This window comes from Microtetraspora fusca (genome assembly GCF_001570365.1).
In the GTDB taxonomy this organism is placed as follows: domain Bacteria; phylum Actinomycetota; class Actinomycetes; order Streptosporangiales; family Streptosporangiaceae; genus Microtetraspora; species Microtetraspora fusca.
In genome coordinates this window covers 40,677-66,541 of record NZ_BBYK01000043.1, presented here as the reverse complement: position 1 = coordinate 66,541, position 25,865 = coordinate 40,677, and the positions used below count along the sequence as shown (strand labels likewise).

The following is a 25,865-nucleotide window of genomic DNA, read 5'->3' as shown; positions in this document are numbered from 1 at the left end:
GTGGATCGGCCGCCGCCGCCTTCGGTCGGGGCAACCCGTCCACCCTGTGCTCGGACTCGATCAAGACCAGCGTGCCGGCCCCGCCTCTCACCGCGGATGCCGTGTCAGGAGACCGTCCAGGGGAAAGTGAACCGGCCCATCGGGTGACACCCCATGATGACATCCCCTCATGGGCCCGGAGATCGGGCCCGGAGACCGAGCCCGAGACGGGCCTGAAGCGGGGCGGTCAGACGGCGGTGCACCCTTCGCCGATCGGGCTCGGCGCACCCGGAGTCACCGGCGCGCGCTTGGCACCCCGTCGCTTGGGAGCGGAGGACTTCTGGATCGCGTTGGCGGTGAGGAGCCGGATCTGCGCCCAGTCGGGAGCGCTCGTGCTGATCAGCGGCGGCATGAACTGCACGCTGGTGACGCGGGCGTTCTTGGCCTTCACGGCCAGCGGGACGAGCTCCTCCAGCATCGATCGCGGGATGTCGGTGCGGAGTATCTTCCGGGTCGCCGCGGCGATCTGGGTGAACCGGGAGAGCACGGTCGCCGGGTTGGCCTGGTTGAGCAGGGCGCTGTAGACGCACCGCTGGCGGCGCATCCGGGTGTAGTCGTCGGTGTTGGTGCGCGACCGCGCGAACCACAGCGCGTCGGCGCCGCTCAGCCTGCGCGTGCCCGCCGGGATCAGGCCCTCGTTGTACTTCCCGTACACGATGTCGCTGTCCACGGTCAGGACGAGGCCGCCGAGAGCGTCGATGATCTTCGCGAAGCCCCAGATGTTGACCAGGGTGTACCAGTCGATCCGGAGGCCCAGGATGTAGCCGACGGTCTGCTTCAGCGTCTCGGCGCCCATGTGCCGACGCCCGCCGAAGAGCTCCGGGTGGTCCTCGGCGTACTGCCAGACGCCGAACAGGAGGTCATCGCGCCAGCCGGGGCGCGACTCCGGCAGCGTGAACCCCGTCGGGAACCGGCGCGCCATGGGGCTGCCCGGCGGGAACGGCACGTGCTCCAGGTTCCTCGGCAGGCCGAGCAGCACGGTGTTGCCGGTGTGGACGTCCACGCTCGCCACGTTGACGCTGTCGGTGCGCATGCCGGTGCGGTCGTTGCCCCAGTCGCCGCCGAGGAGCAGCACGTTGATCCGGTCACGGCCGCCCCAGGGGTCGCTGGCGGCGAGCCGTCCGCCGGGCACGACGGGGAACAGCGGCCCCGCGGGCGCGGCGAAAATCTTGTCGATGGTCCGCTCGGACTCCGAAACGAACTGCGCGGCCATCGCGAACGGAAGCGCGACCGCGACCGACAGCGTCCCCGCGACCACGCCGGTGGCGATCTGCGCCGCCCTGGGGAGGCCCTGCGGCCGCAGCACCACGAACGAGTGGATCACCAGGGCGAACCAGGCGACCCCGGCGGCCGCGGTGACGAAGGTGATCAGGCCGAGCCAGTTGAGGGCCCGGCCTGCCAGGTGCGCGTCCGCGTTCACCGCGACCGCTCCCACGACGGCCAGGACCACCGCGTACGCGCCGAGCAGCGCGTATCCGGTGCGCTTCCATCCGGCGCGCAGATGCGCCGCCCCGGGCAGTACGACGGACAGCGCCGTCCAGCCGATCAGCGCCGCCGCGCCGACGGGCGTTCTCGGCTGCTCCTGCTCACGGACGCGGTCAAATATCGGACGGGCGAAGGGCACGTGCTCACCCCAAGGGACGTATCCGCACAGAACTGAATAAAGTTCGGCTCATGGCTTTCGACGGGATCGAGAACCGCGCGGCCGGGAATGCGGCCGTGATCACACTGACTCCGGCGGCGCGTCGTCGCGGGGGAGCCCCCGCGCGCCGTGGCGAGTCGATACGGGTATTTGACCTGGTCAATGCGGATCACGCCCGCACGGACCGGGAGCGTTACCCAGGTTTGCAGCCGGAGAGATCCGGTGTCCCACCGCGACCCGTGGAGTCGCGATGACCCCCCTCCCCGACATCCTCGGCACGGACTACGAGGCCCTCGTTCTGCCCATGGGCCACGACGCCGAGGGCGAGGTCGTCGCCACGCTCGTACGGCGCCGCGTGCCCGGGGCCCGCCGGGCCGTCCTGCACATCCACGGCTTCACGGACTATTTCTTCCAGACGCACGTGGCTGACCACTTCGCCGCCCAGGGCGTCGGCTTCTACGCGCTCGACCTGCGCAAGTACGGCCGCTCCCTGTTGCCCCACCAGACCAGGGGCCTGGTCGGCAGCGTCACGGAACACTTCCCCGAGATCGACGAGGCCGTTCGGATCATCCGGGCCGACCACGACGAGGTGGTGATCAGCGCCCACTCGACCGGCGGCCTGATCGCCGCCGTGTGGGCCGACCGGGTGCGCGGCCGCGGTCTCGTGGACGCCCTCGTCCTCAACAGCCCGTTCTTCGACCTCAACGTGCCCGCCCCGCTCAGGGGCGCCGCCGACGCGCTCGGCGGCATCCTGGCCAGGCTCCCCGCGACGACCGTGCTGCCCCTCGGCGCCGCCACCGCGTACGGCGCGAGCCTGCACCGCGACCACAGCGGCGAGTGGGACTACGACCTGGAGTGGAAGCCGCTGGGCGGCTTTCCGGTCCACGCGGTGTGGCTGGCGGCGATCCGGCGGGCGCACCGGCGGCTGCGGGCCGGGCTCCGCGTCGACGTCCCGGTGCTGGTGCTCTGCTCCGACCGCAGCCTGCGGGTGCGGGACTTCGTCCCCGACGCGCACGCGGCCGACGTCGTGCTCGACCCCGAGCACATCGCCCGATGGTCCACCAGGATCGGGCCGCACGTCACGTGCCTGCGGATCCCGGGAGGGATGCACGACCTGCTGCTGTCACCCGCGCCGGTGCGCGAGCGGGCGTTGGCCGAGATCGACCGCTGGCTCGCCTACGCGTGCCCGCCCGAGCGCGCGGGAGGCGTCGTCCGGGAGAACGGTCACCAGGGGAACGCGAACAGCCCGAAGTAGGCGGCGGTGAGCAGCAGCAGCCCGGTGCCGCCGAGCACGCACGCCAGCGTGAACGACTGCCAGCGGGTGGGCTCCCACCCGTCGCGCAGGGCGCCGATCACGGCCGCGACCGTGGAGACCTCCTGGGCGAGCATCAGCACGATCAGCAGCCGCACGACCAGCCACCCGGACTGCACCGCGGGCCAGGCCCCGGCCTGGTTCACCGAGAACAGCACGATCAGCGTGATGAACGCGAGGACCGCGGCCAGCATGCCGAGCCCGGTCCAGGCCATCCGCCTGATCCTGCGCCGGATCCCGGCCCAGGCGTGCGCGTTGGTGGCCAGCCTCAGGTCGCGCCCGCGGAGCCGGACGACCATCTCGGTGACCGGGGCCGTGACGTAGCCGACGGCGGCCAGGCAGATCGTGAGCCACAGGAAGGTCGTGCCGCCGTACCAGGGGGCCGCGGGGACGTCGCTGGCCTCGAACCGCTGGACCGGCGTCGCGCCCGCGATCGGCGGCTTCTGCCCGGCGGTGCCGGGAAGGCCCTTGATCCAGTTCGCGAGTGTCGGCAGGTAGTCGGAGACGAACCGTCCGCCGTTGATCCGCATCGCGTGGTCGGCCCCGGCGAGGAACCGGATCGTGTAGTCGTCGTTGCCGGCCGCGCGGAGCGCCGAGGTGAGGGTCTGGGTGCTCGCGACGAACGGGATCGAGGGGTCCATGGTTCCGTACAGCGCGAGGACCGGCTGCCGCACCTTCGACAGCGCCGGGACGCCGTCGTAGCGGAGGAAGTCGAAGCCGACGCCGCCCATCGCGCGGGTCAGCAGGTCACGCGCGCCCGTCGGCGCGTGCAGTCGCAGGAGCTGCTCGTTCAGCGCCCAGGCGACCTGCCGGAGCGGCGAGACGTTCGGCGAGGACACCAGCACCATGTATCGCACGTCGGCGCTGCGGGCCGCCGCGATGGGCACCACCCAGCCGCCCTCGCTGACGCCCCACAGCCCGGTGCGCGCCAGATCGACGTCCGGCCTGGCCCGCAGGAGCTCGATCATCCGCAGCGCGTCGTCGGCCAGCAGCCCGAAGTCACGGTCGCGGAACGAGTACCCCACCGTGCGCTTGTCGTACGCGACGGTCACGATGCCGCGCTCGGCCAGCCACCTCGCCTGGGAGGTGAACTCGCTGCCGGTGCCCGACCCCGAGCCCTGGACGAACACCATCGCGGGATGCCGCCCCGGGGAGAGGGGCGCCCGGATCGTGGCCGTCAGCACCTCTCCCTCCGCCTGCACGCTGACCTTTTCCGTGGAGAACGCGTACTCCGCCGGAATCGGTTGGGACTCGGCGACCGGCTGGGCCGGAAGCGAGTGGAACTCCTCGGACGCGCGCAGCGGCGCCGGGTCGAACGACGGAGGTGAGAGCACGTACCCGACCATGGCGAGCGCGACCGCCACCACGGTGGCGGTCGCGGCCAGCGTTCCTCGGCCGATGTTCATGACACCGCTCCCCGAATGACGGAACCTTACGCAGCCGCGCCCTGCTTTTTACCTTTGCCCACTGATCGCCAGGCTAAGTCATCACGTGATTTACCTGAGGTGCGAACGGGACGCATTTGTCACAGGAGGCTGTAGATCGCACAGGCCGGCTCAAGGGGGAGCGGATGCCGGCGTTGCTCTAGACCACGCCGACTCATGGGGTTCTGGCTGTGAGGTGGGTCACATGGCGTCACAGCCGAGCGGAGCGTCCCGTCTTAAGAGGGCATGACGAACTCGGAACAGACCTCGGTGCTGATCACCGGAGGCAACAAGGGACTCGGTTTTGAGGCGGCCCGGCGGCTCGGGGAACTGGGGTGGACGATCTTCCTCGGCTCGCGCGACGAAGGTCGAGGACAGGCGGCCGCCGACAAGCTGACCGACGGGGGCGCGAACGTGGTCATGGTCCCGCTTGACGTGACCTCGGACGAGTCGGTGGCCGACGCTGTACGGCTCGTCCGCCGGCACACCGACCGGCTGGATGTGCTGATCAACAACGCCGGAGCGCCAGGAAAGATCGTCGCGCCGGCGGACGCGACGGCTGACGAGATTCATTCCGTCTACGACACCAACGTGTACGGACCGGTCAGGGTCACGCACGCGTTCCTTCCCCTGCTGCAGGCGGCGGACCATCCACGCGTGGTGATGGTCTCCAGCGGAGGCGGTTCCTTCGCCGTCGTGACCGATCCGGGCCAGCCCGTCGCGAAGATGCACGAGCTCGCCTACAGCTCGTCGAAGGCGGCGCTGAACATGATCACCGTTCGGTACGCCCAGGCGCTTCCGGAGATCAAGTTCAACGTCGCCACTCCTGGAGAAGTCGCGAACCGCAAATTCGCCGCCACCGACATGAACAATCACACCGGCCAGTTGACGGTGACCGAGGGCACCGACTCGATCCTGAGGCTCGCGATGATCGACGCCGACGGGCCGACCGGGACCTTCATCGATCGCCTCGGCCCCATCGGGTGGTGACCGCCGCGCGACCGATCCGCGGTCGAACCGGAGATCCGGCAAGGGCCTGAGGTGTCACATCTGAAGCCATGGACACGGTGGTCGGCGCAGTGCGCGTACGGCCGGCGGCCGCGGCACGGGCGGGCCGGGCGCCTCGGATACCCTGCCGAACGTCCTCGAATGGGAAGGCGAGAAGGTGAGCCGCGGTACGCGAGTCGGCGGAAGGGATTCCCTGCCCGGGGCGGCGGATGCGACGGGCGCGACCGGGTACCGGCCGCTGCTGTTCTCCATCGCCTACGGAATGACCGGATCCGTGGGTGACGCCGAGGACATCGTGCAGGACGCGTTCCTCGGCCTGACCCGGGCGCGCCAGGCGGGAACCACGATCGCCGATCTGAAGGCGTACCTGACGACGGCGGTGACGCGGCTGGGCATCGACCACCTGCGTTCGGCGCGGGTGCGGAGGGAGACGTACGTGGGCGACTGGCTGCCCGAGCCGGTCGTCGTGCCCGCCGACGGGCCGGGGCCGGCCGAGCACGCAGAACTGGCCGACTCGCTGTCGATGGCGTTCCTCGTGCTGCTGGAGTCCCTTTCGCCGGTGGAGCGGGCGGTGTTCATGCTGCGTGAGGTGTTCGGGTACGGCTACCCGGATGTCGCGAGGATCACCGGCAAGACCGAGGCGAACTGTCGGCAGATCTTCGCCCGCGCCAGGCAGCGCATCCCCGCTGGGGGGCAGGTGCGCGACAGCCCGCCGCCCCCGGCGCGGCGGGCGCGAGGCCAGGAGCTCACCCGCAGGTTCTTCGAGGCCGCCGCAGGCGGCGACATGGACGCCCTGCTCGGCATGCTCGCGCCCGACGCGGTGCTCCACGGGGACGGCGGCGGCAACGCGCAGGCGATCGGGAAGCCGGCGACCGAGGCGCCGCGCGTGGCACGGATGCTCGTCGCCGGGCTCCGCCGGGTCCGGATGCTCGGCGTCTCCCTCCGGCCGGCCTGGGTCAACGGACGGCCGGGCGCTGTGATGTACGACGCCGAGGGGCGTGTGGCCGGCGTGGTCGAACTCGACATCGCCGATGGCGTGGTCCAGGCGATCCACTCGGTGGTCAATCCCGACAAGCTTCGCCATCTCGGACCGGTATCCGATGTGGCGCGACTGCCGGGGAAATGATCCACCCTCACCGCGCCTTTCGTCCGCCGGTACCTCCACGTCCGCTGGGGAAGATGCAGGACATGGGCACCGCGTTGCGAGAGATCCGGCGGCTCGCGGAGCAGACGCCGCCGTCGCGGGAGCGGTTCATCGACCTGCTGCGAGCCGTGTCGATCGTCGCGGTGGTCCTCGGGCACTGGCTGGCGACGGTGGTCGGCTATGACGAGCACGGCGAGCTGATCGGCCGGTCGGCGCTGCCGGACCTGCCGTGGGCGCAGCCGCTCACCTGGGTGGTCCAGGTGATGCCCGTGTTCTTCTTCGTCGGCGGGTACGCCAACGCCGTCTCCCTGGCGGCGGAGCGACGCCGTGGAGGGAAGGCCGTGGAGTGGCTGATCAGGCGGAGCGGCCGGCTGATCCCGCCGACCACGGCCCTGGTGCTGGTGCTGGGAGGCGGCGCGTTGGCAGCTCGCCTGTTCGACGCCGACCCCGCCCGGGTTCGCACGGTGGTCTGGCTCGCCTCGATCCCGTTGTGGTTCCTCGTGGTCTACCTGATCATGGTCGCGCTGACCCCGCCGATGTACGCCCTCCACCGCCGGTACGGACTCGCCGTCCCGCCGGTGCTGGTGGGACTCGTCGCCGCCGGCGATGTGGCCCGCCTCCTCGGCAATGACTTCTGGGGTAACGGCAACTTCCTGTTCGGCTGGCTGGCAGTCCACCAGATGGGTTTCGCCTGGCGGGACGGGCTGCTGCCGGCCCGCCCTCGCGTCGCCGTGCCGCTTCTGCTCGCCGGGACCGGCGCACTGCTCCTGCTCACCCTCGCCGGCCCGTACCCGATCAGCATGATCAATGTGCCGGGCGAGCGGCTGCACAACATGTCTCCACCCAGCCTGGCTCTGCTGGCGGTCGCCACCGCGCAGTTCGGGATGGCGCTGCTGCTGCGGGACCGGGCCGAGCGATGGTTGCGGCGCACCCGACGGTGGACGGCCGTGGTCGCCGTCAACTCCGTGATCATGACGATCTTCCTCTGGCACATCTCCGCCGCGATCCTGCTCGCCGCCGCGCTGCACGTGGCGGGTGTGCTCCCGACTCCGGAGGCCGGATCGGCCGCGTGGCTGGCTTGGCGGATCCCGTTGCTGGTCATGTTCAGCGTCGTCCTCACGCTCCTCGTCGCGATCTTCGGTCCGATCGAGGTGCGCGGCGCCCGACGGCCCCGCCGGCTCTCGCTCGCGTCGCCGGCCGGCCCGGCCCGCATGGCGTCCTGTCAGGTTCTCCGGCTGTGGCTGGCCATGGCGGGATTCGCAGGAGTCGCCTTCGCCCTGCTCGCCAACAGCCTGTGGCCGAGCACCGCTCCGACCGTTTCCGGAATGCCGGCGGTCGCGCTGATCACCTACCTCGCCTGTGCGGCGGTCCTGCGGCTGCTGCGCTCGACGCCTCCTGCCATGCAGGTCGAATCGCGCCCCAACCCCCACGCGAGTCCTCCATCCGGCCTGGTCTGACCGCTCGAACACGGGACCTGGGCCGAGCCACTCGTTTCGGTACTCATGACACGTTTCTCACTGGCACCCCGACTACCGCCCTGCGTGCTGTCGCCGGCTGCCGAGTGAGACTGGTCTTCCTTGTTCATTCCGCGGCGATGACCTCGCTGACCGCGGTCCGGGCCGCGGACTCATCGACAATGGTCTTGCCGGTGATGAAGGTGGCCGGCAGGGCCCGAACGGCCAGGCTGTTGATCGCGCGGGGATAACCGCGGCGGCCCGTGTGGATCAAGTTCGCCTCGTCCTCCGTGAGCAGAGGAGGAGAGCAGACCCGAACTGCACGGGTCAGGTCCGATCCAGCCGCAAGGACTTAATACGACCCAACACAATCAACGATAACCAACGGTGCCTTTGGGAATCTGTTAGCTTCGTGCGACATGCGGGTCCTGCACACCTCCGACTGGCACTTGGGCCGCTCCTTCCATCGCGAGAGCCTTTTGGCAGCTCAAGGGGCGTTCGTCGACCACCTCGTGGAGACGGTGCGCGCCGAGAACGTGGACGTCGTGGTCATCTCGGGCGACGTCTACGACCGCGCCCTGCCGCCGGTGGACGCCGTCGCGCTCTTCGACGACGCGCTGCGCCGGCTCGCCGCGCTGGGCGCGCACACCGTGGTGATCAGCGGCAACCACGACTCGGCCGTACGCCTCGGGTTCGGCGCCGACCTGATGGAGCGGGTGCACCTGCGTACGGACCCGGCCCGCGCCTGGGAGCCGGTGCTGGTAGGCGACACCGCGTTCTACGGCGTTCCGTACCTTGAGCCTGAGCTGGTCAGGGGGCCGTGGGAGCTGCCGGAGCGCAGCCACGGCGCGGCGATGGGCCACGCGATGACCGCGATCAGGGCCGACGCGGCCACGCGGGGCGGGCACTCCGTCGTGCTGGCGCACGCCTTCGTCACCGGCGGGCAGGCCAGCGACAGCGAACGCGACATCACCGTGGGCGGCGTCGCGCACGTCCCGCTCAGCGCCTTCGACGGCGTGGACTACGTCGCGCTCGGCCACCTGCACGGGCGGCAGACCATGAGCGAGACCGTCCGATACTCCGGGTCTCCGCTGGCGTACTCGTTCTCCGAGGCCGATCACGTCAAGGGGTGCTGGCTGGTCGATCTGGAGCCGGGAGGGGTGCGCGCCGAGTTCGTGCAGGCGCCGGTGCCGCGGCGGCTCGCCCGCCTGCGCGGCCGCATCGACGACCTGCTCACCGCAGATCGGTACGCCGACCGCGTGGACCACTGGCTGCAGATCACGCTGACCGATCCGGTGCGGCCCAAGGAGGCGATGGAGCGGCTGCGCGCGCGCTTCCCCCACACGCTCGCGCTGGCCTTCGAGCCGGACGGCACGGCCGGGGCGGCGGCCGCCCCGCGTCAGATCGCCGGACGCGCCGAGATCGAGGTGGCGCTCGACTTCGTCCGCGACGTGCGCGGCGAGCCCGCCGACGACGAGGAGAGACGGCTGCTGGAGCGGGCCGTGGAGGACTGCCGGATCAGGGAGGTCTCGTGAGGCTGCACCGGCTGAGGTTGACCGCCTTCGGCTCCTTCCCCGGCGAGGAGGAGGTCGACTTCGACGCGCTCGGCGAGGCCGGGCTGTTCCTCATCCACGGTCCGACCGGCGCGGGCAAGACCACGCTGCTCGACGCCGTCTGCTACGCGCTGTACGGCCGGGTGCCCGGGCAACGTGACAGCGCCCGCAGCCTGCGCTGCGACCACGCGCCGGCCGGGCGGGGCCCGGCGGTGACGCTGGAGGCGACGATCAGGAACCGGCGGTTCCGGATCACCCGGTCGCCCGCCTGGATGCGGCCCAAGCTCCGCGGCTCCGGCCTGGTGGAGGAGAAGGCCAAGGCCCTGGTCGAGGAGCTGGACGCGGCATCCGGCGTCTGGACGCCGCGCAGCACCCGCAGCGACGAGGCCGGTCACCTGGTCGGCGAGCTCCTCGGGATGAACGCCGACCAGTTCTGGCAGGTCGCGATGCTCCCCCAGGGGGATTTCGCCCGCTTCCTGCGCGCGGACGGCGACGACCGGCGCAAACTCCTCGAACGGCTCTTCTCGGTCAAGGTCTACACCGAGGTCGAAAAGTGGCTCGCCGAGCATCGCACGCGTACCGGGCGGGAGCAGCAGGAGCTCCGCCAGGAGGTCGACTCCGTCGTGAACCGGATGCGCGGCGCCGCCGGTCCCGTCCTGCCGGACGAGGCTCCCGACGCGGGGGAGGACCCGCTCGGCTGGTCCGGCGCCCTGCTGGCGGCCGCCGCCGGCGTCGTCGAGCGGAGCGGGGAGGAGCAGGCGCTCGCCGCCGCCGTGCTGGCCTCCGCCCGCGGCCGGATGGACGAGGGCCGGGCGCTGGCCGACCGCCGCAGGCGCCACGCCTCCGCCCTGGTACGGCGCGAGGAGCTGGCGCTGGCCGCGGACGAGCGCTCCGACCTGGAGAGCGTGCTCGACGAGGCGGCGCGGGCCGAGCGGGTGCTGCCGCTCATCCGCCAGGCGGACCAGCGGGTGGAGACCGCCGCCAAGGCGCGGCGGCTCGCGGCGGACGCCGTGGCCCGGGCGCTGGCCCTCACCTTCTCCGACCCCGCGTCCGGCACCATGACGGAATCCGGCTTCGGCACGACGCCCGGCTCCCTCGCCGAGGACGCGTGGCCGGGCGTGGCCGGGCTGCGTGAGCGGGAGCGCGAGCGCCGCGACGAGGTGGCCCGCCTGGAGCAGCTCGTCCCTGAGGAGGCCCGGCTGGCACAGGTTCGCGCCGACCTCGCCCAGGCGGACGGGCGGCTGGCCGAGCTGGCGGTCCTGCGGGACGGGCTTCGTGAGCGCCTCGCCGTACTGCCCGGGGAGCTGGCCTCGGCCGAGGAGCGGCTGGAGGCGGCACGGCTGGCCGTCGCGCGCCTCCCCGGTCTGCGGGGCGCCCGGGACGCGGCCGAGCGTGATCTGGCCGCGGTGCGCCGCCGGGACACGCTCGCCGCCGAGCTGGCCGACGCCAGGCGGGCGCGGGCCGCTGCCCTCGAGGCGCTGCCCGACGCCCCCGACCTCCGGCCGGTACGGCTGACGCCGGGTGGCATGCCGTCCGGCGAGGCGTGGCACGGGGACGCGGCGCCGGACGAAGCCGTGCCGCTGGAGGCGGAGCGGGCCTGGCACGACGAGCTGGCCCGGCTGGAGCGCGAGCGGCGGGACGAGCAGGCCAGGCTGGAGCTGCTGGCGGACGAGGAGGAGCGGCTGGCCGGGGTCGTGGCCCGGCTGGCCGAGGTGCGCGCGGAGATCGAGGAGGCCGCCGAACGGGAGGCCGCCGCGCTCGCGGATCTCGCCTCGCTCCCGGCCGCGCTCGCCGAGGCGGACGAGCGGCTGGCCGTGGCGCGGGCCGCCGCCGCGCGGATCCCGGTGCGTGAGGCCGCCGCCGCGGCGGCCCGCGACCTGCACGCCGCCGCCGTACGACGAGACGCGCTGGCCGCCGAGCTGGACGAGGCCGAGCGGGAGCGCCGGGCGGCGGTGGACCGGGCGCAGGAGGCGCGCGACCTGCTCCAGGGTGTGCGGCTCGCCCGCATCGACGGCATGGCCGCCGAGCTGGCGCGGTCGCTCGTGCCCGGAGAGCCCTGCGCGGTGTGCGGCTCCGCCGAGCATCCCGCGCCGGCCGCGCCGTCGGCCGCCGCGCCGACCGTGGACGACGAGCAGGCCGCGGAGGACGCGTTCGAGGCCGCCAGGCAGGGCCGGGAGGACGCCGAGAGCCGGGTCGCCGTGCTGGCCTCCCAGCTTGACGAGGCCGCCCGGCGGGCGGAGGAGCTGTCCGTCGAGGACGCGCTGGCCCGGCTCGCCGCCGCGGAGGCCGAGCTGGCCGAGGCCCGGGACGCGGCGGCCGTCGAGCCGGAGGCCGCCGCCGAGGTCGAGCGGCTCGCCGCGGAGTCGGAGGCGCTGCGCGACCGGGTCGACGAGGCGGGCCGCGCGCTGGCCGGTCACCGTACCGGCGAGGCGGAGCTGCTGGCCGAGCGGGACCGCCTCGCGGCCCGCCTCGGTGAGGCGAGGGGAGAGGACGACAGCGTCCGGGCCAGGCGTGACCGGTTCGCGGCGGAGGCGCTGTCCCTCGCCGCCGCCGCCCGCGCCGTCGCCGGGGCGGTGGAGGCGCGTGTCGCGTACGAGAAGGCCCGGGCCGAGGTCGCCGAGATCATGACGCACGGGGATGCCGAGCCCAGTCAGGAGGCGGTGGCGGCGGTCCTCGCGGCGGCGGAGCGGACGCTGCGCGAGGCGAGCGACACGGCGGCGGCCGAGCCCGCCCTCCAGGAGGAGACCGGCCGGCTCGCCGCCGAACTCGCCGAGGCCGGGGAGCGTTCCCGCTCCCTCGATCTGGAGGCCGCGGAGACCCGGACCCGGCGCGACCAGCTCGCCGAGCAGCGGGAGAGGCTGGCCGCCCTGCTCGACGAGGCGCGCGGCGGCGACCCCTCACTGGAGGCCCGGCTGGAACGGCTCGCGACGGAGGCCGCGCTGCTCCACGACGCCGCCGAGGCGGTCGGCGCGTCCGCGACGGCCGAGCGGGAGCGGGAGGTGGCCCGTGCGCAGGCGTCGTCGGCCGCGTCCGAGGCCGGGTTCGCCACCCTCGACGACGCCCGGGCGGCGGTGCGCGGCGCGGCCGAGCGCGAGGAGATGGCCGAGCGGCTCCGGCGCTTCGCGGACGAGCAGGCCGCCGTGGAGGCGTTGCTCGCCGATCCGGAACTGGTCGCGGCGGCGGCCGCGCCCGAGCCGGACCTCGTGACACTGGAGGCGGAGCACGGGCGGGCCGAGCAGGAGGCCACCGACCGGACGTCGGCCCGTGATCACGCCCGGAGCAGGCTGGCGCAGCTCACCGGGCTCGCCGCCGAGCTGGAGGGCGCGCACCGGCGGTACGGCCCGGCGGCCGAGCGGCACCGGCGCGCCCGGAAGCTGGCCGAGCTCGCGGGCGGGACGTCGGCGGACAACCCCCTGCACATCCGGCTGTCGGCGTACGTGCTGGGGGAGCGGCTCCGCCAGGTGGTGGCCGCCGCGAACGACCGGCTCGACCGCATGTCCGGCGGGCGGTACCTGCTCCAGCACAACCTGAGGCAGGCGGCGGGCGACCGCGGCCGGTCCGGCGGCGGCCTGGGGCTGCGGGTGCTCGACGGCTGGACCGGTGTGGACCGCGACCCGGTGACCCTGTCCGGCGGTGAGAGCTTCATCACGTCGCTGGCGCTGGCCCTCGGCCTGGCCGACGTCGTGACGGCGGAGGCGGGCGGCCCCGAGATCGGCACCCTTTTCGTGGACGAGGGGTTCGGCACGCTCGACGAGGACACCCTCGACGACGTCCTGGACATCCTGGACGGCCTGCGCGAGGGCGGCCGGGCGGTCGGCATCGTCAGTCACGTTGCCGAGCTGCGGACCCGCATCCCCGCCCAGATCCGGGTACGCAAGGGACGCGGCGGCTCCACACTCTCCATGGCCTGATCCACGACCCGGGGGTGTGGTCAGGGGATGGGGTCGGCCTGGAGTGCTTGGAGGGCCAGCCAGGCGATGACCCGGTCCTCGGTGACGCCCACCGAGAGCCCGGTCAGCTCCTCGACCCGTCCCATCCGCTGGCGGAGGGTGTGCCGGTGGATGCCGAGCTGCGAGGAGGCCGCCTCCCAGTTGTTGTTCTCGCTGAGGAAGACCCGCAGCGAGCGGAGCAGGATCCGGGTGGAGTCGTTCTCCAGGAGCGGCCGCAGGGGTGAGGTGAGCGCGGCGCGCGCGGCCGGGTCGAGATGCTGGAGGATCAGCCGCTGGGTCGGCAGCTCGGCGAACTCGACGACCGGGCGGGCGTCGGCGACCGCCACCTCCAGCGCCTGCTCCGCCTGACGGCGGCTGAGCAGGGACGCGGACGGCGGCTGCGTGGTGCCCACCCCGCAGCGGGCGGGGACGCCCTCGCGTTCGACGGCCTCGCACACCCGGGCGCTCCACCGGCCCAGCTCGTCCTCCGGCAGGATGACCGTGACCAGCGACGACTCGGAGCTGACGAGCGGCGGGAGGTCAAGCTCCGCGCACCACTCCAGCACGTTCTCCTCCAGCGGCACGGCCCGGGACCGGGAGCGCAGCAGCGCGACGGCGACGTTCCCGGCGAGGAGGTTCCACCGGGCCGAGACCCGCTGGACGAGCCCCTGGTCGCCGGACATCAGGGCGTCCACGGCGTCGGCCCGGGCCAGCCCCCAGGTGTCGCCGCCGCTCAGCGGGTTGAGCGCCAGGTCGAGCAGCAGGGCGGCGTGCTGGGCCAGCTCGCGGGTGAGGCTGATCCGGTCCGGACGCGGCGCCACGACGAGATGGGCGCGCGGGCGCACCGGGTCGCCGACGCCGTACACGGTGAGGCCGGGGTGCCGGATGCGGGAACGCTGGCCGAGCGCGGCGGCGCGGGCGTCGTCGAGGTGGACCCGGGCGGCGCCGACCGCGGCGTGCGTCCTCCCGCGCCGGTCCATCAGCACCGCCCAGCTGTCGATCCGGGCGGAGAGGGTGGCGACGATCCCCTCCGGCCCGGCGCTGCGGGCCACCTTGGTCATGCTGGAGACCCCCTCGGCGATCAGCCGCGACTCGGCGGCTCCGGTGCGCAGCAGGTCGCCGTTGAGCTGGTAGGTGATGTCCTGGAACGGGATGCCCGAGGGGATCTCCAGCACCGCGAGGCCGTGCTCGGCCGCGGCGGCCACCAGGGGCTCGGGGACGGAGGTGTGCCGGACGCCGACGCCGAAGCCGAGGGCGGCGACCCTCGCCTCGGCCAGCCGCCGGATGTAGGCCGCGAACGCCTCGCGCGGGGCCAGCCGGTCGATCTGGAGGCCCAGAGTGAGCAACAGCTCACCGCCGCGCAGCCACGGCGTGGGGTCGGGCAGCTCCGAGATGTGCGTCCACCGGATGGGGCGGTCCAGGCCGGTCGGTCCGGTCGGCACGCGCAATCGGAACCGTTGCGCGACATCGCCCACTGTTTCCAGCACGGCGCAGCACTCCTTCTCTGTTGGCGCTCCACTTCCCGGCCGTCCGCGAGCCCCGAGATCGGCGGGCCACGGGAGCCGGGCCGTCATACGGAGGAGCCGGGCCGTACGCGGATCAACGTTGGGTCACCGTGACACGGGGCCGGGCGCGGGGGGAAATATCGGATCGGAGTCCCTGCCGCAGCTCAATGGACATTTGGCTACATGCGGGAAGAAAACCGGCAAACCTACCCTGTACCCCGTTCCACTAACACCGGGTGACGGCAGCGCTGTTCCCCGGACGAGGGAAAGGGGCGGTATGCGCGCCGCGGTTTTCGAATCACCCGACAAGCCCGTGACGATCGAGCAGGTCGAGCTGGCTCCCCCCGGGCCCGGCGAGGTCCGCGTCAAGATCGCCGCGGCCGGGGTCTGCGGTTCGGACCTGCACGTACGCCGCGGTGAGTGGGACGTGCCGCTGCCGCTCGTCATGGGTCACGAGGGCTCGGGTGTCGTGACCGCGCTCGGCCCGGGGGTCACCAGCCTCGCCGAGGGCGACCACGTCGTCCTCTCCTGGGTCGCCCCCTGCGGCCAGTGTCGCTACTGCCGCAGCGGTCACGAGGCCCGCTGCCAGGTCGCCGCCACCGTCGTCGCGCCCGGCGGCGTCCTCCAGGACGGCACCAGCCGGCTCAGCCGCGGCGGCGAGTCGCTCTACCACTACCTCGGCGTGTCGTCCTTCGCCGAGGAGGCCGTGGTCCCCGCCTCGGGCGCGATCAAGATCCGCGAGGACGCGCCGCTCGACACCGTGGCGCTGGTCGGCTGCGCCGTCGCCACCGGCGTGGGCGCGGTGACGAACACCGCCGCCGTCCTGCCCGGCAGCACGGTCGCGGTCATCGGCTGCGGCGGCGTCGGGCTGTCCGTCGTCCAGGGCGCCAAGCTCGCCGGAGCCGAGCGGATCATCGCCATCGACACCCGCGCGGAGAAGACCGCGCTCGCCGCGACGCTCGGCGCGACCGACCAGATCTCCGGCGCCGGGATCGACGTGTCCGAGGCGCTGCGCGACCTGCTGCCCGACGGCGTGGACTACGCCTTCGACGCGGTCGGGCACCAGGCCACGCTCGAATCGGCCGTGCGGATGCTCGGCCTGGGCGGCGCCGCCGTCGCGGTGGGTCTCCCGCCCAAGGGCACTCTCGCCCGGTTCGACCCCCTCGTGCTCGCCGAGGCCGACCAGCGGATCCTCGGCTCGAACTACGGCAGCGTGCGCCCCGCCATCGACATCCCCGCGCTGGTCGACCGCTACATGGACGGTCACCTCCAGCTCGACCAGCTCGTCAGCCGCCGCACCTCCCTCGACGAGGCCGGACCCGCCCTGGACGCCCTGGCCAGCGGCGAGGCGCTGCGCACCCTCCTGATCCCCTAAGGACCTCCCCAATGACCCAGACCAGCGTTCCCACCTCGTCGGCCGAGCACGGCCTACGGCGAGGGGCGATGTCCGGTGGCGAGGTCGTCGCCCAGGCCATCGCCAACATCGCCCCCAGCGCCGTCATCGCGTTCTCCGTGGCCGGGATCTTCGCCACCTCCGGGAACGCCTCGTGGCTGTCGTTCGCCCTCGCGACGATCGTGATCCTCGCGGTGGGCTACTGCATCTCCCAGTTCGCCAAGCGCCGCGCCTCGGCCGGCTCCCTCTACAACTACGCGGCCCAGGGCCTCGGCCCCCTCGGCGCGTACGTGACCGGCATCACGCTGATCATCGGCTGCTTCGGCATCGCCTCCGGCTCCCTCGGCGGCGCCGTCTACCACTTCAACGCCTTCCTGTCCTCCATCGGGCTGACGATCCAGAACACGGCGTGGAACGTCTTCCTCGCGCTGGTGATCGGCGGGCTGGCCATCCTGTTCACCGTGTGGGGCATCCGGATGTCCGCGCGGATCTCGCTGATCCTCGAAGTGATCTCCATCTCGATCATCACGATCATGCTGGTGATCGTGCTGGTCGCCGGAGACGGCCCCGTCTTCGACGCCGACCAGTTCTCGCTCAGCGGCGCGACGCCGCACGGCATCGCGGTCGGCATGGTGCTGGCCATCCTCGGCTTCGTCGGCTTCTCCAGCTCGGACGCGCTCGGCCGTGAGGCGCGCAACCCGTTCAAGGCGATCCCGCGGGCGATCATGTGGAGCGCGGCCGGCGTCGGCGTGCTCTACATCTTCTCGTCCTACGTCCAGGTGTCCGGCTACCGGGCGCTCGGCGACCTCGGCGCGAGCGGCAACCCCCTCGACGAGCTGGCGGTGGCCGTCGGCATGCCCGGCTGGTTCCGTCCGGTGCTCAGCCTCGGCATCACGGCCTCGTTCTTCGCCGTGGTGGTCGCGCCGGTCAACGTGCTCGGGCGCATCGCCTTCGTGATGGGCAAGGAGGGCGTGCTGCCCGCCTCGCTCGGCCGTACGCACCGGACCCAGCAGACCCCGCACCGCGCCATCCTCGCGATCGCGCCGCTCGCGGTGCTGCTGACCGCGCTGCTGTTCGCCCTCAACGTGGACGGCATGGAGATCACCGTGCTCGTCGACACGTACGGCACCTTCGGCTACATGGTGGCCTACGCCGTCGTCGCGCTCGCCGCGCCGATCTTCCTGCGCCGCGAGGGCGTGAAGGTCCCGCTGATCTGGCCGTGCGTGGTCGTCTCGGTGGTCGGCATGGCGTACGTCTTCTACGTCAACGTCGTGCCGTGGCCGGACTGGCCGCTGAACTTCGTGATCTGCGCGTTCCTCGTCACCTTCGCCGTGGCCCTCGGATGGTACGGCTACCTCAGGGCGGCCCGGCCTTCGGTGGCGCACACGATCGGCACCACCGAGACCGACTTCGCGGAGATGTCCTGACCTCGCGCCGCCGCCCGCCGCGACCGCCCCGCCCGGCGGTCACGGCGCGGCGGCGGCCGCGTCGTCGGGGCTCGGCGCCGGGACGGCTCGCGGGCGGGCCACCCACTCCGCGAGCATGCGCACCCGCTCGGCGTGCCGGTCGTGCCCCACGATGACCGGCGGCTCGTTGTACGGCATGGCGTCGGAGGAGCGGCGCAGCTTCACGTACTGCCCGCAGGCGTCGATGGCGTAGGGCTCCATGTCGTCCTGCAGGGCGCCGATGACCGTGATGCCGTGCATCTCGCCGATCCGGCGGAACAGCGCGACGGCCTCCCGGCGGTGCTCCTTGCCGAGGTTGCGGCCGAGCTCGTCGAGCACGAGCGTCAGGTGGCCGCCCCCGGATGAGGCGATCGCGGCGGCGCAGACGAGCTTGACCGCCTTCTCGTCCATCAGTGCCGTGTTGGCCCGCCGGTTGTACGGCACGAACCCCTGGCCGTCGCCGCGCCGCCACTTGGGCACGACCCGCCACGACCAGCGCTGCTCGGGGTCGGCGGGGGCGGCCGGCACGGGGAAGTCCAGCGTCGCGCCGTACCCGCCGTAGCCCACGTCGAGCTTCTCGAACTCCTCGGCGACCCGGGCCAGCCGGGCTCTGATCGCCTCGGTGAGGGCCGCGCGGTGCACGGCCGTGGACTGCGCCGCGTCCTCCGCGCCCCGGGTCGCGGTCTCCAGGTCGCGGCGGCGCGAGGAGAGCTGGGTCTCGATCTGCTGGCGGCGGTGCCGTTCGTACTCCTCCTGGCCGCGCAGATAGGCGCCGAGCGCCGCGCACACCGCAGGGAACGTCGCCAGCTCCTCGGCAGCCCGTCCGCCGCGCCGCTCGTTGACGAGGAAGGCGAGCTCCTCGGGCATCTCGTCACCGGTCTCGGCAGTGTCGCCGAAGCCGCCGCGCAGGGCGGCGTCGAGGTGCCGCTCGGCGCCGCGCCACCACTCGTCGGCGGTCAGCGACTCCTCATCGGCGAGCCACGCGCGCGCCTCCTCGACCGCGCCGCCCCACTCCTCGCCGAGCCCGTCGAGGTCGAGCGCCCGCCGCTCGGTGGCCGTACGGGCGGCCTGCTCGCGGGCCCGGTCGCGGTCGGCCTCGAAGCTCGACCGGCGGCCCTCCAGCCGCTCGATCTCCATGTCCCGGGTGCGCGCCCGGAAGTCGAGCGCGCTCACGCGCTCCTCGGACGCGTCGAGCGCCGGGGTCAGCTCGTCGGCCGCGGTGTGCAGTGCGGCCAGCAGCTCGCGCTGGGACTCCAGCCGGGTGCGGATCTCGTCGAGACGCACCGCGGCCCGGGCGCCCTCGGCGCGGCCGGCCGCCTCGGCCATCTCGGCCTCCGCCCGCCGCACCGCCGCGGCGGCCCGGTCCTGCGCGTCGCGGGCCCGGTTCAGCCGCTGCTCGGCGGCCTTGACCCGGGCCTCCCGTCCGGTCACCGCGCTCTCGAACGCGCCGACGACCGTCACGCCCGTGGAGCTGACCAGCACCGAACCCGGCAGATCGGCCAGCGCCTCCGCCGCCGCGGCCAGGTCGGCGCCGTCCACGATCACCGCGTGCTCGTGCGGCCAGGACCCGGCGGCGACCAGACCGGCGGCGGACGCGTCCCGCGCCTGCTCGGCCACGTCGATCGCGTCGAGGAGGCCGGCGGCGGCGACGCCTCGCGCGGCCAGCGCGGCGAGCTGGGCGGCGGCGGGGCCGTTCTCCGCGTCGTCGAGCGCCGCCTGGGCGGTCTCGACCTCGCGGTCGGCCACGCCGAGCGCCTTGAGCGCCGCGTCCACCCGGGCGCGCGCCTCGGACATCTCCCGTTCGGCGGCGGCGACGTCCCGGCCGTCGGCCTGGCGTCGCAGCTCCTCAAGCGCGGGCATCTGCGCCCTGAGCCGGTCGGCGGTGCTCTGGGCCACCGCCCGGTCGGCCTCCAGCTTGGCCGCCCGCGCCTGGATCCCGGCCAGCTCGCGCCGGGCCGAGGCGAGGGCGCGGTCGAGCGAGTCGTCCTTGAGCGCGGCGATCTCCTCACGCAGCTCGGCGATCGCCTCGGACGCCGACTCGGCGGCCTCCTGGCAGGTGGCCAGCTCGGCTTCCAGGGCCTCGTCCCGCGTGGCGGCGTCCACGAGCCGCCGGGCGAGCCGCCCGCGCCAGCAGCGCAGCGCGCTCGCCAGCTCGACGCGCGCCCGGTCGCGCCGGTCGAACGCGGCGATCAGCCTCTCGGACTCGATCTCGAACTCGCGCAGCCGGTCGGCCGCCTCGGCCGCCCTGACCCGCTTGGCGTGCTCGTCCCGCCTGGCCTCGCGCTCCTGGTCCAGCTCGGCGTCCAGACCGGTGAGCGCCGCGATCGCCTCGAAGATGCGCTCGGGGGAGATCTCGTTCAGCGGCTGGGACAGCAGGTTCGTGGCGACCTTGCTCCGGACCGACGTGGACAGGAACGACACGCACCGGACGCGGTCGCCGTACAGGACCCGGGTGAGGTCGCGGGCCACGATGTCGCGCCGCCCGGCGCCGCGCGGGAGCTGCGCCCACACCTCGTCGGACCGGGTGACCCGCTCGGCCTCCGACGCGCCCGCCGCCAGGCGCACCCCGTCGGTCCACCTGATCTCCAGGTACGGCGCCTCGCGGTTGACCCGCAGCCACACCGTCATCGGCAGCCCGGTCGACGGCACGTCGAACACGCCGATGATGTAACCATGGTCGGCGCTGGCCCACTGCTGGTCGCCGTGCGCGGCGAGCTCGGCGTTGAACAGCAGCTCGGAGACGGCCTTCGCCCCGGACGCGAACCGCCACTGCTCGTCGCCGAGCAGCGCGGTGATCGCCGCGATGAACGACGACTTGCCCGCGCCGTTGGAGTCCTTGGGACCCGCGCCCGCGACCACGATCAGCGTCCCCGGCACGGTCGGCACCGGATGCGTCGACAGCCGGGAGATGTTGATCGCCTGCACGGCGACCAGCACCCGGTCTCCGACGACGTTGTCGGTCTGCGTCAAGCCGCTGCTTCCTTTCCTCGCTCGTGTTTCCCCGTCACGCCCGCCGCGCCCTGATCGCGGTGGCGAGCGGCGTCTGCGGTCCGGCGGCCAGGATCAGCTCCTCCTGGAGGCGACGGCGGGCCGCCGCGGTGAGCCGGTGGAACTGCGGGCCGGGGACGTACCCGCCGGGCGCCTCCTCCGAGACGGCCTTGACCTGGGTCAGCAGGCCGGCCTGGCGCAGCGTCCGCAGCGCCGACTCCAGCTCGCCGATCGGCAGCAGGGTGCGCCGGCGCAGCTCCTCGACCGCCACCGGGTACGGCGAGAGCCAGGTGTCCTCCGACAGCAGGCCGTCGGCGCGGGGGATGGCCACCGAGTGGACCAGCACCAGGGTGAGGACCGCCCGCTCGCCCTCCGACAGCCCGGGCCGGGTGCCGGCGCCCGGCGCGCCGGCGACACGGGCGGCCACGTCGTCGTCGTATCCGGAGGTCCACGTGTCGCGCCGCTGGATCAGGGTGCGGCCGCGCCGCGCCAGCATCTCCGCGAGCGTACGGCGCAGCGCGGGATCGCGCAGGGCGGCGAACCGCGCCTCGTGGACCGGCTCGGCGGCGTGCTCGACCGCCATGAACGCCGCCACCAGCTCGGCCCGGCGGCGCTCGTCGTAGGCGGAGAGCAGCTTGTCGAGATCCGAGGCGGTCTCGTCCCGCCCGGCGCCCCCCGGCCGCACGTCGGCCGGCGCGGCCGCCGGTTCACCGTGGCCCGAGTGCGCCGCATCGGAGGAAGCGGCGGGCGTCTCGGAGGGAGTGGGCTGGTCGAGCGGGGCGGACGCGTCCAGGGGAAGCGTCACCGGGCCCGCCGCCGCCTGCGGCCCGGGCAGCCGGCGGACCAGCTCGCGCAGTACGGAGTGCGACTCCGGCGGCCAAGTCGCGCACCGCGGGCCGAGCCGTACGACGTCGCCCGACCTGATGATCCACCCGGTGTCGGCCAGGCGGCGCAGCGCGCCGACGGCCCGGCTGCGCGTCATGTCGTCGCCGCGCCCGATGAGGGCGCGGTAGCAGGCCAGCACGTCCGCGACGGAGGCGGGCACGCCCGGCCACGGCTCCGCGGACAGGTCGCTCCAGCACGCGCGCAGGCACGCGGCGAGCACCCGCCGGGTCTCGCCGGAGCGTTCCACCGGCACGGGCGCGGTGCCGTACTCGTCGAGGATCGACGGGGTGGCGCCGTCCGGCCAGGCGGGCAGCGCGATCACGGGCGACGTCGCCGGGCCGCCCGTGGCCGGGGCCGCGTCCCCGGCGGTCGTCGGTGCGCTGGTCACGGCGTCGCCGAGGGAGAGCCGGACGAAGCCGGGAGCGGCGGGCTCGGTGAGCCCCAGCGCGAGCGGCCCGTACGCGCGGGCCCGCGCGTGAGCCGGCGCGGCCGCGAGCGCCGGGTCGGCGCCCTCGCCGGGATCGGCGGGCGTGGTGATAAGGCGCACGGTGGAGGTCTCGGCGGCGTCCGTGTTCTTGGCGGTGTCCGTGGTGGGGGTCTCAGTCATCGGTCGGCACCCGTTCCAGCGTGCCGTCGGACCGCCAGCTCGGCTGCCCGCCGGGGTCGGCGGCGACGGCGTCGGACCAGCGCAGCCGGTAGGGCAGCTCGGGGCGCAGGTCCGCCGACGCGAGATCGGCGAGCACCCGCCGCATGGCGGCCCAGTCGCCGGTCAGCACCTCGTCCAGCGGAACCGAGGCCCGGCCGCCGAGCGTGGACTCGGCCACGGCGGCCAGCCGGTCGAGCCCGGCCACGCCGCCGTCGGCGGACTCGACCGGCCCGGCGTCCGGGAGCGGCGAGCGCGGGGGAGCGGGCCGGACCGGCGCCGGGCGCGGCGCCTCGTCCACGGCCGTGGCGATGGCGGCCGGATCGTGCCAGGGGGCGGGCGAGTCGAACACGAAACCGTCGAGCACGGCGGCCAGCCGTTCCTTCGAGGCGGTCTGGGCGAAGGTGCGCCAGGTCTCGGCGGGCAGCAGCGTCAGGTTGCGGGTCGTCCCCGCGGAGTCGGCGAGGCGACCGGCCGCGCGGCGCGAGGCGTCGCTGTACGCGTAGATCGCGGCGCGCAGCTCGGTGCAGGTGCGGTCGAGGTCCGGCCACCTGCGCAGGATCGTCCCGTGCAGGCTCTGCGCCCGCCGCGCGATCTCCTCGGTGCCCCAGAGCTTGGGCGCCTGCTCGCGCAGCTCCTCGATCGTGCCGTTCGTCAGGGTGATGAGCTCCAGGGCCCACAGCCGGAAGGCGCGGGCCAGGTTGCCCGCCGACTGGCGGGCCTCCTCCATGGTCGTGCGCGGGTCGGCGGCGTTGAGGTCCTCGAGCGCGAGCAGCCGGTGCATCTCGGACTGGCCGCCGTCGTCCATCATGCGCCGGATGAACATCAGCCCGACCACGCTGGTGAACGACGCCCGGTAACGGAGCTGGTTGGGCTTGGGGAAGACCTCGCGGATCGCGCCGAGCCCCCTGAGCACGCGCAGCCGGCTCTCGAACCGATCCGTGGGGTGGGCCCGGCAGGCGTGCCGCATCTGCTCGTGGGTGAGCCACTCCTCCCCGGCCTCCGCGAACGCGTCGAACAGCGTCTCGGCGATGTCGACCAGGGCGGGGTCGTCCACGACCGCGCCGCTGTCGCGCGCCAGCGCGGCGAACATCCGCCGGTACGTCGCGAGCACGGCCTCGTCGGTGAGCGCGGCGTCCAGCGTCTCGGGCAACGCCTCCGGGCCGGGGTCGCGACCGGTGTCCCGCCGGTGGGCGGGCCGCGGCGGCGCGGGTCGTCTCTCTCGTGAGGTCTGCTGAGGCACGCGCAATACCGTACGGCTTGGCGGCGACATTCCCCGCCTCGACGCCGGAACGACCCAGTTCAGGCGGGGGCGAAGACGGAGGGGAGCAGGGCGGGGAGGTCGACGAGCAGCCAGGCACCGGCGGCCAGCGCGGCCACGGAGACCAGCAGGAAGACGACGACCCAGAACGTGCCAGGGACGTGGGTGAGCCTCGCCAACTGGTCGGCGTCGGAGTCCGGCGCCCGGCCGCGTCGCCGCTTGCTCTGCAGCTCGACGATCGGCCGTACGCCGCCGAGCAGGAGGAACCAGACCGCGGCGTAGGCGACGACCGCCTGGACCTCCGGCTTGGTGAAGGACGAGATCGCGAAGACGGCCCCGCCCGTGACGAGCAGCGAGATCGCGCCGAAGACGTTCCGGATCATCAGCAGCATGCAGGCGAGCAGCGCGAGCACGCTCCACAGCAGCAGCGTGATGTGGCCGGTCGAGGTGAGCCAGGCCGCGCCGAACCCGAGCAGCGACGGCGCCACATAACCGGAGCCCGCCGTGATGATCATGCCGAGGCCGCGCGGGTTCCCCCGGGTGAGCGTGACCCCGGAGGTGTCGGAGTGCAGCCGGATGCCGTGGAGCCTGCGCCGGGTCAGCACGGCCGCCAGCGCGTGGCCGCCCTCGTGGGCGATGGTGATCAGGCCGCGAGACACGTGCCACGACGGGGGATAGGCGACGACGGCGAGCGCGGCGAGCCCGGCCAGGGCGATCAGCCACATCGGCGGCGCGTCCTGCGTCGCGATCAGATGGTTCCAGAGTGCGTTCAGGGGGGCCACCTCCGGGAGACAGCGTACGGCCGGGGAGATCCACACGATGTAAACCCGCTGCGGCCTCGTGACCGACCGGCCGCCGCCCGAGAAGCCGCGAGGCGGCCCGGCGCGCGGGGAGCGGGAGGAGGCGCCCGGCAAACCCGGGGCGGACACCGCCGCGACCTGCTGACACTCAGGCGACGGCTGTGCCAGGAGGGGCCAGCGGGATAAGGCGGATTGTCGGTGTGCTGCGAAAAGGTTCTACGGTCTATATGTGGCTGAGCGTCGAATGCGCGGTTTGCGGGGACTGGTTCGAGCGAAGCGGGACGCCGCTCCCGAGGAGTCGATGGATCCCCGGTCCGCCGAGGCACCGACCGTGGAGTGGCCCGCGCGGGGCAGCGTCGTCGACAACGCGATCTACGTGGACGGCAAGCGGGTCGACTCGCCGGTGTCCCTGGCCGAGGCGATCACCTCCCTGCGCTCCCGGCCCGGGGCCATGGCGTGGATAGGGCTCTACCGTCCGGGAGCGGGGGAGCTGACCGCCGCCGCCGAGGAGTTCGGCCTGCACACCCTGGCCGTCGAGGACGCGATCGTCGCCCACCAGCGGCCGAAGGCGGACCGCTACGACGACACGCTCTTCGTCGTGCTCCGCGCCGCGCAGTACATCGACAAGGCGGAGAAGGTCGCCTTCGGCGAGCTGCACGTCTTCGTCGGCCCCGATTTCGTCCTCACCGTACGGCACAGCGAGGCGCCGGACCTGTCGAAGGTCCGCGGCCGGATGGAGTCCGACCCCGAGCTGCTCAGGGAGGGCCCGCAGGCCGTGCTGTACGCGATACTCGACGCGGTCGTGGACGGCTACGCGCCGGTCGTCGCGGGCCTGCAGAACGACATCGACGAGATCGAGGTGCAGGTCTTCGGCGGCGACCCGGCGGCGCCGCGGCGCATCTACGCGCTGTCCCGCGAGGTGATCGAGTTCCAGCGGGCGACCACGCCACTGGTCGCCATGCTCGACGGCTTCATCGCGGCGTCCCCCAAGTACGGCGTGGACGAGGAGCTGCAGCGCTACCTGCGGGACGTGGCCGACCACGCGATCACGGTCACCGAACGCGTCGCGGGCTTCCGGCAGATGCTCCAGGACATCCTCATCGTCAACTCGACCCTGGTCAGCCAGGCCCAGAACGAGGAGATGACCAAGCTCACCGCGGCCAGCATCGCGCAGGGCGACGAGGTGAAGAAGATCTCCGCCTGGGCGGCCATCCTGTTCGCGCCCACGCTGGTCGGCACGATCTACGGCATGAACTTCGACCACATGCCCGAGCTGCACTGGCTGTTCGGCTACCCGTTCGCGGTGGCCCTGATGGCCATGGTCTGCGTCACCCTCTATCTGGTCTTCAAGCGCCGCGACTGGCTCTGAATCCGGCCCTGCCCCTGACGCCAGGACACCGTGGGAAGACAGCGGCGGCCCGGGGCGTCACCGCCCCGGGC

The 25,865-nt window shown here is 73.5% G+C and carries 17 protein-coding genes; 9 read left to right on the top strand and 8 right to left on the bottom strand.

All coding sequences use genetic code 11. The features are described 5' to 3' along the window. Positions 1 to 226: 226 nt before the first annotated feature. A complete protein-coding gene (locus tag AWQ68_RS11340) occupies positions 227 to 1,663 on the bottom strand; it encodes an LCP family protein (RefSeq protein WP_066938862.1) in 1,437 nt (478 codons plus the stop codon). Positions 1,664 to 1,931: 268 nt separating this feature from the next. On the opposite strand from AWQ68_RS11340, the gene AWQ68_RS11335 reads away from it, so the two are divergent. Next, positions 1,932 to 2,936, top strand: a complete 1,005-nt coding sequence (locus AWQ68_RS11335) for an alpha/beta hydrolase (protein WP_066938860.1) — start codon at positions 1,932 to 1,934, stop codon at positions 2,934 to 2,936. Here the strand turns inward: AWQ68_RS11335 and AWQ68_RS11330 are convergent. Next, positions 2,906 to 4,399 (bottom strand): alpha/beta hydrolase family protein, encoded by a 1,494-nt coding sequence (locus AWQ68_RS11330; protein WP_066938858.1) that lies wholly within the window; start codon positions 4,397 to 4,399, stop codon positions 2,906 to 2,908. The genes AWQ68_RS11335 and AWQ68_RS11330 overlap by 31 nt on opposite strands. A gap of 264 nt (positions 4,400 to 4,663) precedes the next feature. Here AWQ68_RS11330 and AWQ68_RS11325 point away from each other — a divergent pair, with 264 nt between their 5' ends. The 3 genes from AWQ68_RS11325 (at position 4,664) to AWQ68_RS11315 (ending at position 8,026) form a co-directional block, all read left to right on the top strand. Beyond that, complete coding sequence (locus AWQ68_RS11325; RefSeq protein WP_066938855.1) at positions 4,664 to 5,407, top strand: SDR family oxidoreductase; 744 nt, start codon at positions 4,664 to 4,666, stop codon at positions 5,405 to 5,407. Positions 5,408 to 5,582: 175 nt separating this feature from the next. Next, positions 5,583 to 6,551: an RNA polymerase sigma factor SigJ gene (sigJ, locus tag AWQ68_RS11320; RefSeq protein ID WP_245655864.1), complete on the top strand. Its 969-nt coding sequence runs from the start codon at positions 5,583 to 5,585 to the stop codon at positions 6,549 to 6,551. A gap of 62 nt (positions 6,552 to 6,613) precedes the next feature. Beyond that, positions 6,614 to 8,026, top strand: coding sequence for an acyltransferase family protein (locus AWQ68_RS11315; RefSeq protein WP_084463907.1), 1,413 nt, complete (start codon positions 6,614 to 6,616; stop codon positions 8,024 to 8,026). Between the two features lie 124 nt (positions 8,027 to 8,150). On the opposite strand, the gene AWQ68_RS42270 is transcribed toward AWQ68_RS11315, so the two are convergent. Then, the gene (locus AWQ68_RS42270) at positions 8,151 to 8,297 is read right to left on the bottom strand and encodes a hypothetical protein (protein ID WP_157545130.1); all 147 of its coding nucleotides are present in this window, start codon (positions 8,295 to 8,297) and stop codon (positions 8,151 to 8,153) included. 145 nt (positions 8,298 to 8,442) lie between these two features. Between AWQ68_RS42270 and AWQ68_RS11310 the strand changes: the two genes are divergently transcribed. Then, entirely contained in the window at positions 8,443 to 9,558 is a 1,116-nt protein-coding gene (locus AWQ68_RS11310) for an exonuclease SbcCD subunit D (RefSeq protein WP_066938852.1), read from the top strand. Beyond that, positions 9,555 to 13,487 (top strand): AAA family ATPase, encoded by a 3,933-nt coding sequence (locus tag AWQ68_RS11305; RefSeq protein WP_066938849.1) that lies wholly within the window; start codon positions 9,555 to 9,557, stop codon positions 13,485 to 13,487. Before AWQ68_RS11310 ends, AWQ68_RS11305 begins: the two co-directional genes overlap by 4 nt. Before the next feature lie 20 nt (positions 13,488 to 13,507). Here AWQ68_RS11305 and AWQ68_RS11300 read toward each other — a convergent pair whose 3' ends face one another. Further along, positions 13,508 to 14,992: a PucR family transcriptional regulator gene (locus tag AWQ68_RS11300; protein WP_169808896.1), complete on the bottom strand. Its 1,485-nt coding sequence runs from the start codon at positions 14,990 to 14,992 to the stop codon at positions 13,508 to 13,510. Positions 14,993 to 15,287: 295 nt separating this feature from the next. On the opposite strand from AWQ68_RS11300, the gene AWQ68_RS11295 reads away from it, so the two are divergent. Together AWQ68_RS11295 and AWQ68_RS11290 are read left to right on the top strand one after the other, a co-directional pair. Next, positions 15,288 to 16,385, top strand: coding sequence for an alcohol dehydrogenase catalytic domain-containing protein (locus AWQ68_RS11295; protein ID WP_066938844.1), 1,098 nt, complete (start codon positions 15,288 to 15,290; stop codon positions 16,383 to 16,385). 11 nt (positions 16,386 to 16,396) lie between these two features. After that, complete coding sequence (locus tag AWQ68_RS11290; protein ID WP_066938841.1) at positions 16,397 to 17,830, top strand: APC family permease; 1,434 nt, start codon at positions 16,397 to 16,399, stop codon at positions 17,828 to 17,830. 39 nt (positions 17,831 to 17,869) lie between these two features. On the opposite strand, the gene AWQ68_RS11285 is transcribed toward AWQ68_RS11290, so the two are convergent. The 4 genes from AWQ68_RS11285 to AWQ68_RS11270 are packed head-to-tail and all read right to left on the bottom strand — an operon-like array spanning position 17,870 to position 24,350. Then, on the bottom strand, positions 17,870 to 20,818 hold the full coding sequence (locus tag AWQ68_RS11285) for a coiled-coil domain-containing protein (RefSeq protein WP_066938840.1): 2,949 nt from the start codon (positions 20,816 to 20,818) through the stop codon (positions 17,870 to 17,872). Between the two features lie 34 nt (positions 20,819 to 20,852). Continuing rightward, positions 20,853 to 22,328, bottom strand: coding sequence for a hypothetical protein (locus AWQ68_RS44815; protein WP_245655863.1), 1,476 nt, complete (start codon positions 22,326 to 22,328; stop codon positions 20,853 to 20,855). After that, positions 22,321 to 23,607, bottom strand: coding sequence for a hypothetical protein (locus AWQ68_RS11275; RefSeq protein ID WP_245655862.1), 1,287 nt, complete (start codon positions 23,605 to 23,607; stop codon positions 22,321 to 22,323). The genes AWQ68_RS44815 and AWQ68_RS11275 overlap by 8 nt, the downstream gene beginning before the upstream one ends. Before the next feature lie 59 nt (positions 23,608 to 23,666). Beyond that, a complete protein-coding gene (locus AWQ68_RS11270; protein WP_084463906.1) occupies positions 23,667 to 24,350 on the bottom strand; it encodes a M50 family metallopeptidase in 684 nt (227 codons plus the stop codon). Between the two features lie 376 nt (positions 24,351 to 24,726). Here AWQ68_RS11270 and AWQ68_RS11265 point away from each other — a divergent pair, with 376 nt between their 5' ends. After that, a complete protein-coding gene (locus AWQ68_RS11265; protein ID WP_066938835.1) occupies positions 24,727 to 25,794 on the top strand; it encodes a magnesium and cobalt transport protein CorA in 1,068 nt (355 codons plus the stop codon). Positions 25,795 to 25,865: the final 71 nt, after the last annotated feature.

Excerpts from the sequence above, each read along its gene's own strand:
- AWQ68_RS11335 (WP_066938860.1), top strand. The coding sequence starts at position 1,932 with ATGACCCCCCTCCCCGACATCCTCGGCACGGACTACGAGGCCCTCGTT.
- AWQ68_RS11330 (WP_066938858.1), bottom strand. The coding sequence starts at position 4,399 with ATGAACATCGGCCGAGGAACGCTGGCCGCGACCGCCACCGTGGTGGCG.
- AWQ68_RS11325 (WP_066938855.1), top strand. The coding sequence starts at position 4,664 with ATGACGAACTCGGAACAGACCTCGGTGCTGATCACCGGAGGCAACAAG.
- AWQ68_RS11315 (WP_084463907.1), top strand. The coding sequence starts at position 6,614 with ATGGGCACCGCGTTGCGAGAGATCCGGCGGCTCGCGGAGCAGACGCCG.
- AWQ68_RS11310 (WP_066938852.1), top strand. The coding sequence starts at position 8,443 with ATGCGGGTCCTGCACACCTCCGACTGGCACTTGGGCCGCTCCTTCCAT.
- AWQ68_RS11295 (WP_066938844.1), top strand. The coding sequence starts at position 15,288 with ATGCGCGCCGCGGTTTTCGAATCACCCGACAAGCCCGTGACGATCGAG.
- AWQ68_RS11290 (WP_066938841.1), top strand. The coding sequence starts at position 16,397 with ATGACCCAGACCAGCGTTCCCACCTCGTCGGCCGAGCACGGCCTACGG.
- AWQ68_RS44815 (WP_245655863.1), bottom strand. The coding sequence starts at position 22,328 with ATGACTGAGACCCCCACCACGGACACCGCCAAGAACACGGACGCCGCC.
- AWQ68_RS11270 (WP_084463906.1), bottom strand. The coding sequence starts at position 24,350 with ATGTGGCTGATCGCCCTGGCCGGGCTCGCCGCGCTCGCCGTCGTCGCC.
- AWQ68_RS11265 (WP_066938835.1), top strand. The coding sequence starts at position 24,727 with ATGGATCCCCGGTCCGCCGAGGCACCGACCGTGGAGTGGCCCGCGCGG.